The organism is Streptosporangium sp. NPDC000509 (assembly GCF_042898365.1).
Taxonomy (GTDB): domain Bacteria; phylum Actinomycetota; class Actinomycetes; order Streptosporangiales; family Streptosporangiaceae; genus Streptosporangium.
In genome coordinates this window covers 131,127-146,710 of the sequence record NZ_JBIAYX010000012.1, presented here as the reverse complement: position 1 = coordinate 146,710, position 15,584 = coordinate 131,127, and the positions used below count along the sequence as shown (strand labels likewise).

Here is a 15,584-nt window from a genome sequence, read left to right as displayed (position 1 = left end):
CACGGAAACCAGGGAAAAACCAGGAAAACGGGGAACGCCCCGGCTCGCCCCCGAAGCCGCCTGTGAACGCGTTCGCCGAAGCACATTCACCGACGGGGCGAGGTGTCAGCGTCCGGAACCCTCGGCGATCCTCGGCAGATCCCGCCAGGCGACGCCCGGGGGCGGGGCGGTCGCGCAGACGACGTAGCGGTGCGGGGTCAAGGCCGACATGCGGCCGGGCAGCAGGCTCAGGCAGGCCGAGTGCAGCGCCTCCGGAGTGGTCCTCGCCGACGTGAAGCACACCAGCCGATGCCCGAACCGTCCGTCGGCTTCCGCGGTGACGACCGTTTCCGCGAGGCGGGCCGCCGCGTCGCCGCCGGCCGTCCGCGCGAGCGCGTCCCTCACCAGGCGTTCGACCTCGGGGAGGTGGATCCAGCATCCGTCGACCAAGAGCCAGCCTTCGTCCCGGGAAACCGGGACGACGCCGGTGAGGGCGGTCAGCTCGGTCAGCGGCACGTCCCGGTCGCCCGCCTCGATGAGCAGCCGTGCGATCCCCTCGCCGAGGGCCCGCGCGTCGTCGCGGGGCAGGCAGCGCGGGTCGGCCCACAGGGTGACGTCGAGTTCGCCGTGCAGCCGGTGGACCCAGAGCGAGGCGCGTGTGGGCAGGGTGGCCGGTGGAAGCCAGACCGAGTGAACATCCTGACCGGTACGGCCGACCCGCGCCCCCCTGCCGGGGACGCTCATGTCGTTGAACACGAGATCCCTGGCGAAGAAGAGACCGCGCTCCCGCTGGACGTCCTCCATCACCCGGATGAGGGCGTCCGAGTCGAAGCGGCTGTTCCGGTACGCGGCCATCGTCGCCGAGCGCGCGCCGCGCAACACGGCGTCGAAGCCGTCCTCGCCGATCTCCACCGGGATCAGCGCGTCCTGGGCGAGCGGTCCGACGTACTCGCGCAACTCCGGCCGGAAACGGTTCGCCGAGATGGACAGCACGACGACCGTCCGCAGGCGGGCCCGCACTCCGGCGAGTGCCGCCAGGGCCGCGAGGACCGCCGCCGACGGGCTCGCCCCGGTACGCGCGGAGATCCGCCCCAGCGCCCCGGCCGCCGGGACCGAGCGCACCCGCAGCCGGGGAAGCAACCAGTCCGTCTCGCCGTCCACGGCGACCGTGAGCGTGGACCGGGGCACCTCGCGCAGGTGGCCCTCCCAGTAGCGCAGCGCCACCTCCGCCCGCCGCAGACCGGCCGGGGTTCGCTCGGCCGCCGCGACGTCGAGCGGCTGCGGCGCGGTCACCGGCGCGAGCGGTTTGCCGAGGAGGAGCTCGTCCCACTCGGTGAGCAGTACCGCCAGCCCGGCCGCGTCCGTCGCGCTGTGCGTGGTCACCAGGACGACCTGCCGGAGTACGCCACCGGAGGTGATCACAGCGATCCTGAGCGGGATCTCCTCGGCCGGCGCGAAGCGCGTCCCGTGCAGCCGGCGCGCGACCTCCTCCGCGAGGTCGGCGTCGGGTGTCTCGGCGCGGATCCGAGCCGGTCCCCCGCCCTCGGCTCCCGCCGTACCATGCGCCCCTCCGTTCTCCGCGCCCTCCGACCCTCCGGACCGTCCGCTCCCCGTGTCCTTCTCGCTCACCGGAGCGCCCGCCCGGTCTCCGTCGGCGTCCACTCCGGCCGAGGGGTCGCCGGTTTCGTGGACCTCGACGGTCACGCCTCCCTCGGCCAGAACCCGCTGGAGGCCGTCATGGAAGGTCGTACGCAGGGACTCGTGCCGGGTCACCAGCCCGATCACCGCCTTGGTGATCGCGGCGAGCGTCGTACCCGGCTGGAGCGCCCGCACGACGCGGTAGTTCATGTGCTCGGGCGGGTCGGTGAGCATGCAGCGGACCATGTTGGCCTGCCCCGTCGTCAACGGACCGTGGCGCGCCCTCAAGCCGGAGAAACGTACGGCGAAGGAGTGCTCCGGGAGGTCGGGTCGGTGCGGGAGCCGGAACCGTTCCTGCCCGGACGAGAGCGGTCGTGCCACGGGGAGCCGCCAAACCGGAAAGTCCGTTATTGAAAAGTTTACTTACAGTTTCGGAGGTGACGTCAGTGAATCACGTCCGTGGGAGAGGCGGCAACCCCCTGCGGGCGCACCACCGGCCCACCCGGCTCGCGCCCGCGGCGAGCGGATGAAGATTCCGGCGCCCCTCACTGTTCCGGCGGAACAGTGAGGGGCGCCGGAAATGTGAATGTCAGGAAAGGATCTCTGCCAGCCACGCCGACTGCGCGGCGAGGTGGTGTGCCTGGCCGCCCTCGTGGCCGTTCCACTCGTACGTCAGGACCTCCTTCGTACCGCCGTAGTGGTTCACGCAGGCGTAGACGCCGGAGGGCGGGCAGATCTCGTCGCGCAGGGCGACCCCGAAGTGCGCCGGGCAGCGCGCGTCCCTGGCGAGGATCGCGACGTCGAAGTAGGCGAGCGTGGCGAAGGCCTGGTCGACGAGACGGTGATGCGTGTGGCACCACGTCACCAGCTCCGGGAACGGCCCGGCCGTGGCGACCTGCGTCGATCGCTTGATGTGACACAGGAACGGCACGTTGGGCATGGTGGCCGCCACGTCCGTGCGCAGCGAGGCGGCGACGAGGGCGAGCGCGCCGCCCTGGCTCGTTCCGGTGGTCACCAGGCGGGCCGGGTCGGCGCCGGGCAGCTGGGCCGCGGCCTCCACCGCGCGGACCGCGTCGGTGAACAGCCGCCGGTAGTAGTAGTGGTCCCGGTCGGGCAGCCCGTCGGTGAGGAAGCCCGGTACGTGCGGTCGCCCGGAAGCCCCCAGGTCGGCGGTGTCACCCGTCCGCCACGCGCTGCCCTGGCCCCGGGTGTCCATGATCAGGTGCGGGTGCCCGGCCGATGACCAGTACAGCCACTCGTGCGGCAGTCCCCGGCCGCCGCCGTAGCCGACGTACTCGACGATGGTCGGCAGGAGCTCCGCCCGGTCGCGCGGAACCAGGTACCACGCTTTGATCGGGTGCCCGCCGAAACCCGCGAAGGTGACGTCGTAGACGTCGACCGTGCGCAGCGGGGTGTCCCGCACGAGTTTCGCCTCCACGTTCAGCGGAAACTCCTGCGCGGCGGCCAGCGTGGCCGTCCAGAAATCGTGGAGATCCACCGGGGGGACGAGTTTCGGGCGGTAGTTTTCGAGTTGCTCCACAGCTATCTCGGTGAACATCTCGGGGTTGCTCAAGGTCGGCTCCGGGTGGCTTGGATCACATCGATTCGGGCGGCCGTCGAGAATCGCGTCCTCCAACGAGCCGTAGGCCCAGTCACCATAGCGGCCGAAGGAGAAGACCCGGCGGGCGCCACCGATCCCCGCCTCTCGTGGTCACCGAGGCCGGTCCCGGGCGGGACGGGCCGCACCGAAGCCGTTCGGGTCGGCACTCCCCGCTCTAGCGAAGGCCAACGATCTCGGCATAGCGAGTCATGTCGCGCTCATAGTTCTCGTCACCGATGCGCGGGGAGACCACGACCTCGTCGAGCCCCAGCTCCGCGCAGCGGCGGATGTAGGCGGCGTCGTCCTCCCAGTCCTTCTCCGTCTTCCCCTTGGCCCGCCGGCCGACGCGCAGGGAGACCTCGACACGGCTACGCCCCGCGGCCGTCAGGCGCCTCTCCAGTTCCTCGACGAAGCGGGCGATGTCGTCATAACTCTGGCTGTAGCCGGCCCATCCGTCGCCCAGCTCAACGATGCGGCGCAGCGTGGCCGGGCTGTTGCCGCCGACGATGATCGGGGGGTGCGGGCGTTGCGCCGGCTTGGGGAAGGCGTAGAGCGGCGGGAAGTCGACGAACTCGCCGTGGAACTCGGTCAGCTCGTCCTCGGCCCAGGTCGCCTTCATCACGCGCAGGTACTCGTCCATGCGCGCGCCGCGGCGCTCGAACGGCACGTCCAGCACCGCGTACTCCTCGGCCGACCAGCCGACGCCGACGCCGACGTTGAACCGGCCGCCTGAGAGCTGGTCGACGCTGGCGATCTGCCGGGCGGTGATGACCGGGTTGCGCTGCGGGACCACCATCACGTACGTACCGATGCGGACGCGCTCGGTGGCGGCGGCGATCGCGCCGGCCAGGACGAGCGGGTCGTGGACCCCCCGGGTGGCGTTGACCTCGGTCGCGCCGGACTCCTCGTACGGATACCTGGAGTCGTAGCGCGGCATGAAGACGACGTGCTCGGGAAGCCAGACCGAGTTGAAACCGAGTTCCTCGATCAGCTGAGCCGACTCGATGGACCAGCGCCCGGCGCGGTGGCCGGCTCCCGGGTACCACTCACTGATGCCGATCTTCACGATGCGGTCCCTTCGCTGTTCAAGAACGAGTCGCGCAGCACATGCTTCATGATCTTCATGCTGGAGTTGCGGGGCAGCTCGTCCACGAAGAAGATCTTCTGCGGCTTCTTGTATCCGGCGAGCCGCTCCCTGACGTACTCGGCGACCTGCGACTCGGTGAGGGTGTGGCCCTTCTGGACCACGATGGCGACCGAGACGGCCTCGCCCCACCGGTCGTCGGGCAGGCCGAACACCGCCGATTCCGCGACCTCGTCCATGCACAGCAGGACCCGCTCGACCTCCGCCGGGTACACGTTCGCGCCGCCGCTGATGATCAGCTCCTGGGAGCGCCCGGTGACGTAGAGATATCCGGCCTCGTCCTGGTATCCCAGATCGCCGGTGAAGTACTCGCCGTTCACGAGAGCCTCCGCGGTCTTCTCCGGCCGCCCGTGATACCCGGAGAACATCGTGTCGCACTCGATGGTGAGCTCGCCGACCTGGCCCACGGGGACGGGCCTTCGATCGGTGTCCACCACCCGGACCGTGGCCGTCGGCAACGGCCGGCCCACCGAGGCGAAGATGTCCTTGGCCCGGGTTCGGCCGGTCCAGTCCTGGCGGTTGGTGATGGTGATCGGACCGACGACCTCGGTCATGCCCCACGTCTCCACCAGCCGATCGCCGATCACGTCCACCAGTTCGCCGGCCAGCTCCGGCGGGAGCGGACCGCCGGAGTGGAGCACGCTCTGCAGGGTGTCGAGCACCTCGGGGTACAGGCGCAGCGCTTCGAGCAGGCCGGGGATGAGCGGCGTGAGACCCAGGGTGAAGGTCGAGCCTCGCTCCGCCATGTGCCTGCCCCACTCGGCGGGGGTGACACCCGGGATGAAGGAGACCGTGCCCCCCGTGTAGAAGTGCGGGAAGATGACGCCCCAGATGCCCGACACGAAGGACCAGGCGCCGGGAAACGCGCAGTGCCCGTGCAGCGGGAGCCGATAGGCGTAGGGCACCAGCTTGGTGCAGCCCACCACGGCGCGGTGCGAGGCGAGCGCTCCCTTGGGGAAACCCGTGGTACCGCTGGTGTAGCCGATGATGGCGATGTCCTCGGGAGCGGCGGTGTGCGGTAGCGGCGCGTCGCTCGCCCGCCGCAACGCCTCCGAGTAGGACTCGGCGCCGTCGGGAAGGGGGGAGCCGACGGCGAGCCACGCCTTGAGCTCCGACGCCGACCGGGTCCGCCGCACCGTGGCGACGACCCCGTCGGTGTGCACGAGAGCCCGCGCCCCGGAGTCGGTGAGCACGTAGTCGATCTCGTCGGCGGTCAGCCGATCGTTGACGTGCACCACGGGGTAGCCGCCGAGTGCCAGCCCAACATAGATCTCAAGAGACTCGATCCGGTTCTCCAGGAGCGCGGCCACGTGGGTCCCCGGCTCCAGCCCCCGGTCGCGCAGCGCGTTGGCCAGCCGTCTGCCCGCCTCCAGAACCTCGGCGAAGGTCCGGCAGGCCCCCTGGGACTCGATCGCGACGCGCGTGGCGAAGCGCCTGCCCGCCTTCTCGAAGACTTCTCCCATCGTGTCACTCACGAAAGCTCCCTGAGATCGAAAACACGGACCGCGTTGGCGGCGAGAAACAGAGCCAGCTCCTCCGCTGACAGCACCGGTGGCTCTCCCCCGAACGGCTCCGCGAGGCTGACGACCCTATCGATCCAGGTCAGAAGCTCCTCGCCCCGGGGATCCTCCTTGGTGCCGCGGATGATGTCGGAGCCGAAGACGAGCCGGTGCGCCCCTAGCTGGGACCGCATCCTCGCGACCCGCCCGCGGAACCCGGCGTAGTCGGCGAGCGCGTACCGCTGCCACAGCGACAGCTCCAGATAGGCCCGCTGCCACCCGGTGGCCGAGTCAAGCGCCTCCGCCCACCATGCCTCGATTCCCGCGTGCGCGAAGACGACGGTCAGCGTGGGATACCTGGCCAGCAGCGCGGCCACCTCGGCGGGCCGCGAGCGTACGGTCTGCAGCGGGTCACCGCCCAGTGGCGAGGTGTGGACGACGGCGGGCAGTCCCATCTCGACGAGCCGCTCGAACAGCCAGGAATGGGCAGGATCGGCCAGCGACCAGCCCGCCGCCGGGTAGAGCTTCACACCACGGCAGTTCCCCATCCCGGTCGCGTGCTCCAGGATCCGCTCGGCGTCGGGGTGTCGCGGGTCGATGCCCGCGCAGAAGAAGAGCCTGCCGGGCGCCGCGTCGGCCAGAGACTGGCAGCGGGCGTGCAGGTCACGGATGGGCAGGTGTTCCCCCACGGGGCGGCCCACGATCGTCCAGTCCACGACCGGCATGACCCCGGCGGCCACCCCGGCGGCGTCGAAGGCGGCGATGGTCAGCGAGCCGTCCGGGTCGCTCTGCCCCTTCCCGACGCGGCAGAAGATGTCCTCGGGGTCCCGCTCGGGGTGGCTGCGCCCCGCGGCCTGCCGCGCCCACGCCCTGCGGAGCCCTTCTGGCAGCCAGGACGCGTCCAGGATGTGCATGTGGCCGTCGACCACGAGTGGTCGACGGGGGGTGCCGGACAACGGGTCACGCTCCGGCGAGGATGTGCACGGAGGAGACGGCGGTCTCCCAGTCGATGACACCGCCGCCGATCTGGGCGAGGCCCACCCGGGCCCGGGGCAGTTGACGGTCGCCCGCGTCGCCGCGGATCTGCTGGGTGAGCTCGAAGACCTGGGCGAGCCCGCTCGCGCCCAGGGCGTGCCCTCGGCCGACGAGGCCTCCTGAGGCGTTCACCGGCATGGCCCCGGAGCGCTCGGTATGGCCCTTCATCGCCCATTCCTGCTCCTGGCCGGGCTCGCAGAGCCCCAGTTCGCTCCAGGTGAGCAGTTCGTACGCGACGGACGCGTCGTGCACCTCGACGAAGTCGATGTCACCGGGACCGAGCCCTGCCTGCTCGTACGCCGCCAGGCCCGCGGCCCTCGCCGAGCCGGGGGCGCCCGCCACCCCCTTGGGCGGGCGGGTAGCGATCCGGGAGGCGAGGATCCTGACGTCACGGCCCGAGCGCTCGGGGTCCGGGCGCCGGGTGACCACGACGGCCGCGGCGCCGTCGCTGATCGGGGAGCTCATCAGCACGGTGATCGGGTCGACCACGATACGGGCACCCAGCACGTCCTGGGGTGATCCACCGAACCTGCGGTGGGCCATCGGGTTGAGCCGGGCGTTCTCCAGCGACCGCGAGGCCACTCTCGCGAGGCCCTCCGTGGTCACGCCGCGGTCTTCGAAGAGTGTCCGCGCCAGGCGTGCCTGGCGGTCGACGAACGGGCTGCGATCCTGCCCGGCGTCGTCGCCCACCGCGAAGCCGTCCTCGACGTCCATGCCCGAGCCGAACGCGCTGAAGGTGCGGACGCGGTCCTCGTGGTTGGCCTTCTCCACACCCAGCGCGAGCACAGTGTCGTACATCCCCGAGGCGACCGCCATCCACGCGAGGTGCAGGGCGTTGCCTCCCGAGGCGCACGCGTTCTCCACATTGTGCACCGGGATCGTGCCGAACCCCAGGGGGTAGGTGACGGTCTCGCCTCTGATGCACTCCTGACCGGTGATGAGGCCGGCGAGCGCGTTGGCGAAGAACACAGCCTGGACGTCACCGACCCGGATGCCGGCGTCGTCCAGCGCGGCGTTGACCGCTTCCCTTCCCAGGTCCTTCATCGAGGAGCCGAGGAACCTGCCGAACGGGGTCATACCGACCCCGCGGATCACTGCGTCGCTCTGCATGAGAGTCGTCTATCCCCTCTGTAGGGCGGACGGTGGGGTGGGCCAGGCCGCGCTGACGCCGCCGTCGACGATCAGGCTCTGACCGGTGACGTAGCCGGCGTCATCGGAGGCGAGGAAGGCGACGGCGGCGGCGGCCTCCTCGGGACGGCCTTCGCGGCCCATGGGGACCACGGCGGCGCGTGCGGACGTGAGGTCCTCTCCGAACTCGCGCCGGACCAGCGCCGAGTCGATGTTGCCGAGCACGACCGCGTTGGAGCGGATGCCGCGGGCGGCGTAGCGGACGGCGATGTGCCGCATGACGGCGAGCTGCGCCGCCTTTGTGGCCTCGTAGGACAGGGAGCGGCGGCTGCTCAGCAGTCCGGCGGTGGAGCCGACGAAGACGAACGAGCCCCGCGACCGGTCCAGCATCGGCTGCAGCGCCGCCTGAGCGGTGAGCCAGTGCGACCGGACGTTGACCGTCTCAGAGCGTTCCCACTCGGGAACGCTCTGTGCCTTGATCGGTTCCCGGCCCGAGACGCCGACGTTGCACACCACGACGTCAAGCCGCTGATAGGCACCGAGCGCCGCCGCCACGGCCGCCGCACAGGACTCCGCGTCGGCGGCGTCCACCTCGACCGCGAGGCCGGGAACGGCCAGCGCGTCTACCGTCGCCCGGGCCCGGCCGAGGTCGATGTCACCGACCACGACGGTGGCGCCCTCCGCGGCCAGGCGCAGGGCGATCGCCCTGCCGTTGCCCATCGGGAGCGACTCCCCCGGACGCGCCGGCCCGTGGCTGCCGCCGCCGAGCACGTACGCGACCCGGCCGGCCAGCCGGTCCTGGATCGACACCTTCTCCCCTGTTCCGGCCATCACGGCTCAGTAACTGCGCGGCAGGCCGAGGACCTGCTGCGCGATGAAGTTGAGGGACATCTCCTGACTGATCGGAGCCAGCCGCATGATCCGCGCCTCGCGCCAGTAGCGCTCGACGTGGAACTCGTGCGCATACCCCAGCCCGCCGTGGGTCTGCACGGCCCGGTCGGCGGCGTCGTACCCGGCCTGCGCGGCCAGGTATTTGGCGATGTTCGCCTCGGCGCCGCAGGAAAGGTCCGCGTCATAGCGGCCCGCCGCAACCATGGTCATCTGCCAGGCGGCCTCAAGGCGCGCGTAGGCGTCGGCGAGCGGGTGGCTGATGGCCTGGTTGCCGCCGATCGGCCGGTCGAAGACCTCGCGCACCTTGGCGTACTCGGTGGCGCGGCGCAGTGCGGCGTAGCCGATCCCGACGGCCTCGGCGGCGATCAGGATCCGCTCGGGGTTCATGCCGGACAGGATGTGCCTGAAGCCCCTGCCCTCCTCACCGACCAGACGCCAGCTCTCCACTGGCAGCCGGTCATAGAAGGTCTCGCAGCTGGCGACGGCGTTTCTGCCCACCTTGGGGATGGGCCGGATGTCGACGTGGTCGCGGTCCAGGTCGACCAGGAACAGGCTGAGACCCTCGAACCGGCGCCGCTCTTCGTCGGGCGCGGGGGAGGTACGGGCCAGGATCAGCGCGACGTCGGACTCCAGCGCCTTGCTCGTCCAGATCTTCTGGCCGGAGATCACCCAGCCGTCGCCGTCGCGCTCGGCCGTCGTCTTGATCCGGGAGGTGTCGGTGCCGGCGTCCGGCTCGGTGACCGCGAAGGCGACGTGCAGTCTGCCCTCGGCCGACGGGGGCAGGAACGTCCTCTTGAGCCGCTCGTTGCCGTACTTGAGCACCGGCTGCAGCCCGAAGAGGTTCATGTGCAGCGCCGTGCAGCCGTTCATGGCCGCCCCGGACGCGGCGACCTCGCGCAGCAGGATCGCCGCCTCGGTGACGCCCCGGCCCGCGCCGCCGTACTCCTCGGGCAGCGCGATCCCGAGCCAGCCGCCCTCGGCCATGGCGTTGAAGAACTCCCACGGGAACCGGTGTTCCTGGTCGCAGGAGGCCCAGTACTCATCGGTGAACTCGGCGCACCGCTCGCGGATCGCGGAGGCGATCAGCTCGTGGTCGGGATCGGCGTACGCACGCCTCATGCCGACCTGACCGGCGGGTTCGCGGCACCGGTGAACTCCAGGACGAGCTTGCGCGCGTCGGCGGACTCGTAGGGGAGCATGTGCGCGGCGTCCTGGACGACCACGCTGCGTGCGTGCGGCAGGTGCTCGGTCCACCGGGCGGCGAGGGAGGAGGGCACCACTCCGTCCTGCGCGCCCCAGAGCAGCAGCACCGGGACGTGGGCGAGCCGGTAGAGCCGTTCGGCGATCCCGGTGTCCGGGATGGGGAACAGGTAGTTGCTCGCGGCGCCCAGCACCTGGACCCTGCGGATGACGGCCAGTCCCGTCTCGTGGGCGTCGGCGGGTTTCGGCAGGTGCGCGGCGGCGACCGGGCCGTTCGGGTCGGCGTAGATCAGCGGGGCGAGGTCCCTGGGCAGCAGCGCGAACATGTCGGCTCCGGGGTCGGCCTCGTCGAACATGCCCCACGGCGTCATCAGCGCGAGGGACTCGACGCGGCCGGGCTGGGCCGCCGCCATCTCGACGGCCAGCGTGGCCCCGATGCCGTGACCGACCAGGCGGGCGACGCCGGTCTCCAGCCGGTCCAGCGCCCACCAGACGGCCAGCGCCATGTCGGCGAGGCTGGAGGCGGGGCGGACCGAGGTGGAGACACCCCAGCCTGGCAGGTGGACGACGAGGACCCGGCTGCTCTCCAGCAGTTCACCGGAGAGCGGTGGCTCCTCGAACGCCCCCCACTCGCTGTGCAGGTAGACCAGAACGGGGCCGTCGGCCGTGCCGTGCTCGTCGACGATCGTGAGGTCGCCCTGGTGCGGGCCCTCGAAGTCGTGCCGGATGCTCACTTCGCCACCGCCTTCACGGGAGCCACCTGCGCCGGCTCGAATCCGGGAATCGGTTTGGGCCACCATTTGTGCTCGTAGTCGGAGAAGACCCCGGACAGGCCGGGCGCCACCTTGGTGGCGAACAGCTCGATGTTGTTCATCGCCTTGTCGCGCGGCATGTCGCCGATGTGCATCAGGGCGATCCAGTTGCCGATGCGCATCGTGGTCGACAGGTGCTCCAGCTTTTCCCTGACCGTGCTGGGGCTGCCCGCGATGATGATGCCGAGGTCGACGAAGTCCTCCCACTCGTACTCCTTCGCCGCCCGGAAGCTGTCGGGCCTGGCGGTCGACTTCGCACCCGGGGGCGGGAGCACCGCGGCGAGGGACTCGACGCTCTTGTAGCCGGGAGCCTCGGCGAAACCCGGGTAGGTGTGGGTGCACCGGCGGTAGAAGTACTTCACGTGGTCGGCGTAGAGACGCTTGGCCTCCTCGTCGGTGTCGGCGACCAGGATCGGCTGGAACATTCCCACCCGGTACGGGTTGTCGTCGACGCCGGCGGCCTCGGCCCTGTCCCAGAAACGGCGCAGCATCGAGCCGGAGAACTCGGTGCCGAAGTAGGAGAGGAAGAAGAACGGGAACTCGCGCCTGATGGCGAAGTCCATGGTCTCCAGGGAACCGCTGCCAGGCACCCAGATGGGCGGGTGCGGCTGCTGGAGCGGCTTGGGCCAGGGGTTGACGTAGCGCAGCTTGGTGAACCGGCCGTTGTGGCTGAACACCTCCTGGGACTGCCACGCCTTGAGGATCAGCTCGAAGCCCTCGTAGTACCGCTCGCGCACGGTGGCGGGCTTGATGCCGTAGGCGTAGTTGGTGTCCTGACTGCTGCCGAGCGGGAAACCGGTGATGAGCCGGCCACCGCTGATCACGTCGAGCATGGCGAGCTCTTCCGCGATCCGGATGGGCGGGTTGTACAGCGGCACCGCGTCGCCCATGACCAGGATCTTCGCGTCGGTGTCGGCGGTGCGGCGGGCCAGCGAGGCGGCCATCATGTTCGGGCTCGACATCAGGCCGTAGGCGTTGCTGTGGTGCTCGTTGACGCCGATCGCGTCGAAGCCCATTCGCGCCGCGTGCTCAAGCTCGTCCAGGTAGTCGTTGTAGAGGTGGTGGATTCGCCGCACATCCATGAGGCGCGGGTCGATGTCCACCCAGACGCTCCGGTGTTTCTGAGCGAAGTCCTCAGGAAGCCCGTCAAAGGGCATCAGGTGAAAGTAAGTGAACTTCACGCTTGTCCTTCTGCAGTGAGTTGGCCGGAGAGTCGAGCCCACTCGAAGCTTATCAAACGCTTGCTTGATAAATCAAATGCTTGCTTTATTATTTGGACGGGACCGCCCGCTCCGCGGGATCGGGTGGGTCAGGAAAGCCGCCGTACCAGCAGGTCCAACTCCTGTTTGAAGTCCTCGACGACGGACAGGTCCGCCAGATCGTTGACCTGCTCCCAGTTGTCGCGGATCTCCTCGGGCGACACCGAGCGGGAGAAGTAGCCCGGTGCCTGGGCGACGACCACCCGTGCCACACGCCCGCCGCCGACGTTGTAGACCTCACCGCTCACCGGGCACTCCCTGCCGGCGAGCCAGACCACCAGGGGCGAGACCAGCGCGGGATCGAGGCTGTCGGCCAGATCGCCGAGCAGGTCCTCGGTCATCCGGGTGCGCGCGCCCGGTTCGATGGCGTTGACCTGGATGCCGTGGCGGGCCCCCTCCAGGGCCAGCGTCTTGGTGACGCCGATGATGCCCGCCTTGGCCGCCGCGTAGGCCGTCTGACCGAAGTTGCCGAACAGGCCGGCGGCGGAGGTGGTGTTGACGATCCGCCCGTACCGCTGCTCGGTGAAGAGCGGCCAGGCGGCCTTCGTCATCCACACGGTCCCGCCCAGGTGGACCGCGAGCACCGGGTCCACCTCGGCCGGGCTCAGCTTGGCCATCGTCCTGTCGCGCAGGATCCCGGCGTTGTTGATGAGGATGTCCAGCCGGCCGAAGGCCTCGACCGCGCGGGCGACCACCCGCGTGGCCCCCTCGGGGGTGCTGATGTCGGTGGCGTCGGCCACCGCGCGCCCGCCCGCCTCGGTGATCTCCTTGATCACCTGCTCGGCGGGGGTCAGTTCCGCACCGGCGCCGTCCAGTGTCGCGCCGACGTCGTTCACCACGACGGCCGCCCCGCGCTCCGCGAGGAGGAGCGCGTGCGCGCGGCCGAGCCCGCGGCCCGCGCCGGTGACGACGGCGACCTGCCCGTCCAGTCTGATTTCGCTCACTGAGTCGGCTCCTTGGCTCCAGGTGGGATGGGGGCACTGATCCGGCCGGGTCATGACCTAGCCGAACAGGGCGGTCATGACCTCGGGACGCGACCTGAGCGAGTCTGGGTCGCCCTCGGCGACGATCGCGCCGCGGTGCATGACGTAGAGGTGGTCGCTGACGGCGAGCGCCAACTCCGCGTTCTGCTCGACCAGCAGGATGGTCGAGCCCGTCTCGTGCAACGTGGAGATGGTGGTGAACAGGACGTCGACGATCGAGGGGGCGAGTCCCATCGACGGCTCGTCCAGGAGCAGTACGTCAGGCCGGGTCATCAGCGCCCTGCCCACCGCCAGCATCTGCTGCTCCCCACCGCTCATCAGCCCGGCGTACTGGGTCCGCCGATCGGCGAGGACGGGGAACAGGTCGTAGACCCGGTCGATCTGCTGCTGGAAGCCGGCCTTGTCCCTGCGCTTGGCGTACGCCGCGAGTTCCAGATTCTCCAGCACGGTGAGCGAGGGCGCGATCCTGCGCCCCTCGGCCACCAGGGCGACACCCGCCCGGACGAGCCGGTGACAGGGCCAGCCGGTCACGTCCTTGCCGCCCACCAGAACCGTGCCCGACACCGGCCGGTGCAGCCCGGCGATGGAGTTCAAGGTCGTCGTCTTGCCCGCCCCGTTGGCCCCGACCAGCGCGACGAGCGCGCCCTTCGGCACCTGGATGTCGACGCTCCTGACGGCCTCAACCACGCCGTGCGCGGCGCAGAGTCTCGATACGCCGAGCATCGGATCGCTTGCCAAAGTAGGCCTCCCTGACATCGGGTTGTTCCAGGCACCACGCGAGGGTGCCCACGGCGAGCACGGCACCGGAGTTCATGACGGTCACCTCGTCGCAGAACTCCTCGACGAGCCGCATGTTGTGTTCGATCAGGACCAGGGTCAGGCCCTCGTCCCTGAGCCGCAGCAGCAGCTCGCCGACCTGCCGCGACTCCGCGTCGTTCATGCCGGCGGTCGGCTCGTCGAGCAGGAGCACCCTCGGCTCGGTGGCGAGCGCCCTGGCGATCTCCACCCGCCGCTGCTCGCCGTACGAGAGGGTCTCGGCCAGCGCGTCGGGGGACGCCTTGACGCCTACCTGCTCAAGCAGGCCGAGCGCCTTCTCCTTGACCTCGGCCCGCTCCCCGCGCTCGGCGCGGCTCAGCGTGATCGCGCCCAGGATCGTGGAGCGCCGCCGGGTGTAGGCGCCGGTGGCGACCGTCTCCAGGACGGTCATGCCGGGGAAGAGCCGGATGTTCTGGTAGGTGCGTGCCACACCCTCGCGGGCGATCCGGTAGGGAACCATGCCGTGCGTCTCTCTGCCGTGCACCCGGATCGCGCCGCTGTCGGGCGGCAGGAAACCGCTGACCATGTTCAGGACGGTCGTCTTGCCCGCCCCGTTCGGGCCAAGCAGACCGTAGATGCTTCGCTGCGGGACCCGCAGGTTCACGTCGGACACCGCACGCAGGCCGCCGAACGTCTTGACGAGGCCCTCGACCTCGACCGCGAGGACATCACCGGGGCCGTCCTGGACCGGCATGGTGCTCATTCGGGAACCACCGCCTCCCTGCCGGCCGCCTTCTCGTGCGCGGTCTCGGCTGTGGCGCCCGGCCTCCTGCGCAGCATGCGGAACCTCCGTAGGTCGACCAGCCCGCGGGGCAGGTAGATGATGATGAGGATGAGCAGCAGACCGGTGACGATGTCGTCGAACTCACCGAGCGGGCCGCGCAGCAACTCGGGCAGGGCGGTGAAGACCACGGCTCCGATGACAGGGCCGAACCAGTGATAGGCCCCGCCGAGGACCACCGCGGCCAAGGTGACGAAGCCCAGGTGCGTGTAGAAGGTGTCGGGCCCGATGTACTGCAGGAAACTCGACTGGAGCACGCCCGCGACACCGCCGAACACCCCGGACAGCACGAAGCCCACCAGCTGCACCGTGCGCGGAGCGATCCCCAGGGACTGCGCCACGGCCGGATCCTCCCGCACCGCGGCCGCCGCCAGCCCGAAGCGCGAGCCGCGCAGCCGGGCCAGCACGAAGGTGGCGAGCCCCAGGCACCCGAGGCACCAGAACCAGGTGCCCAGGTCGCCGGGGACCAGGGTGCCGGCCGCACCTCCGGTGAAGTCCTCCATGTTGATCACCAGGACGCGGCCGATGAGGACCAGCGCGATCGTGGCCATCGCCAGGTAGTGGCTGTCCAGCCGCAGGACCAGGAACGCGGTGAGGATCCCCAGCAGCCCTCCGCCCACGGCGCCGATGGCGATCCCCGCCACCGGAGGCAGTCCGAAGGTCAGCACCGCCCATCCGAAGGTGAACGAGCTGACAGCGCCGAAGAAGACCGGCGCCAGGCTGAGTACGCCGGTCCACAGAGAGGCGTAGATGCTGAGCGCGAAGAGCGCGCTGACTCCCGCGAACTGCAGGGTCGTGCTCCAGGCAGCGATGTTCATG

14 protein-coding genes are annotated in these 15,584 nt (G+C 70.4%); all 14 read right to left on the bottom strand.

Annotated elements, in window-relative coordinates; translation table 11 throughout:
• Positions 1-105 precede the first annotated feature (105 nt).
• Entirely contained in the window at positions 106-1,905 is a 1,800-nt protein-coding gene (locus tag ACFY3D_RS22910) for a hypothetical protein (protein ID WP_389982161.1), read from the bottom strand.
• Between the two features lie 301 nt (positions 1,906-2,206).
• A complete protein-coding gene (locus tag ACFY3D_RS22905; RefSeq protein ID WP_389982158.1) occupies positions 2,207-3,190 on the bottom strand; it encodes an acetylxylan esterase in 984 nt (327 codons plus the stop codon).
• Positions 3,191-3,392: 202 nt separating this feature from the next.
• Positions 3,393-4,283 (bottom strand): LLM class F420-dependent oxidoreductase, encoded by an 891-nt coding sequence (locus ACFY3D_RS22900; protein ID WP_389982155.1) that lies wholly within the window; start codon positions 4,281-4,283, stop codon positions 3,393-3,395.
• Positions 4,280-5,836, bottom strand: coding sequence for a class I adenylate-forming enzyme family protein (locus tag ACFY3D_RS22895; RefSeq protein WP_389982152.1), 1,557 nt, complete (start codon positions 5,834-5,836; stop codon positions 4,280-4,282). The genes ACFY3D_RS22900 and ACFY3D_RS22895 overlap by 4 nt, the downstream gene beginning before the upstream one ends.
• Complete coding sequence (locus tag ACFY3D_RS22890; protein ID WP_389982149.1) at positions 5,833-6,816, bottom strand: amidohydrolase family protein; 984 nt, start codon at positions 6,814-6,816, stop codon at positions 5,833-5,835. The genes ACFY3D_RS22895 and ACFY3D_RS22890 overlap by 4 nt, the downstream gene beginning before the upstream one ends.
• Before the next feature lie 4 nt (positions 6,817-6,820).
• Complete coding sequence (locus ACFY3D_RS22885) at positions 6,821-8,005, bottom strand: thiolase family protein (RefSeq protein ID WP_389982146.1); 1,185 nt, start codon at positions 8,003-8,005, stop codon at positions 6,821-6,823.
• Positions 8,006-8,014: 9 nt separating this feature from the next.
• On the bottom strand, positions 8,015-8,854 hold the full coding sequence (locus ACFY3D_RS22880) for an SDR family NAD(P)-dependent oxidoreductase (RefSeq protein WP_389982143.1): 840 nt from the start codon (positions 8,852-8,854) through the stop codon (positions 8,015-8,017).
• A 6-nt stretch (positions 8,855-8,860) separates the two neighbouring features.
• On the bottom strand, positions 8,861-10,033 hold the full coding sequence (locus ACFY3D_RS22875; RefSeq protein ID WP_389982140.1) for an acyl-CoA dehydrogenase family protein: 1,173 nt from the start codon (positions 10,031-10,033) through the stop codon (positions 8,861-8,863).
• Positions 10,030-10,848, bottom strand: coding sequence for an alpha/beta fold hydrolase (locus ACFY3D_RS22870; protein ID WP_389982137.1), 819 nt, complete (start codon positions 10,846-10,848; stop codon positions 10,030-10,032). The genes ACFY3D_RS22875 and ACFY3D_RS22870 overlap by 4 nt, the downstream gene beginning before the upstream one ends.
• A complete protein-coding gene (locus ACFY3D_RS22865) occupies positions 10,845-12,107 on the bottom strand; it encodes an LLM class flavin-dependent oxidoreductase (RefSeq protein WP_389982134.1) in 1,263 nt (420 codons plus the stop codon). Before ACFY3D_RS22865 ends, ACFY3D_RS22870 begins: the two co-directional genes overlap by 4 nt.
• 128 nt (positions 12,108-12,235) lie before the next feature.
• Entirely contained in the window at positions 12,236-13,129 is an 894-nt protein-coding gene (locus tag ACFY3D_RS22860) for an SDR family NAD(P)-dependent oxidoreductase (protein WP_389982130.1), read from the bottom strand.
• 57 nt (positions 13,130-13,186) lie between these two features.
• A complete protein-coding gene (locus ACFY3D_RS22855) occupies positions 13,187-13,906 on the bottom strand; it encodes an ABC transporter ATP-binding protein (RefSeq protein ID WP_389982127.1) in 720 nt (239 codons plus the stop codon).
• A complete protein-coding gene (locus tag ACFY3D_RS22850) occupies positions 13,848-14,687 on the bottom strand; it encodes an ABC transporter ATP-binding protein (RefSeq protein ID WP_389982123.1) in 840 nt (279 codons plus the stop codon). The genes ACFY3D_RS22855 and ACFY3D_RS22850 overlap by 59 nt, the downstream gene beginning before the upstream one ends.
• Positions 14,684-15,583, bottom strand: coding sequence for a branched-chain amino acid ABC transporter permease (locus ACFY3D_RS22845; RefSeq protein WP_389982120.1), 900 nt, complete (start codon positions 15,581-15,583; stop codon positions 14,684-14,686). The genes ACFY3D_RS22850 and ACFY3D_RS22845 overlap by 4 nt, the downstream gene beginning before the upstream one ends.
• Position 15,584 lies beyond the last annotated feature (1 nt).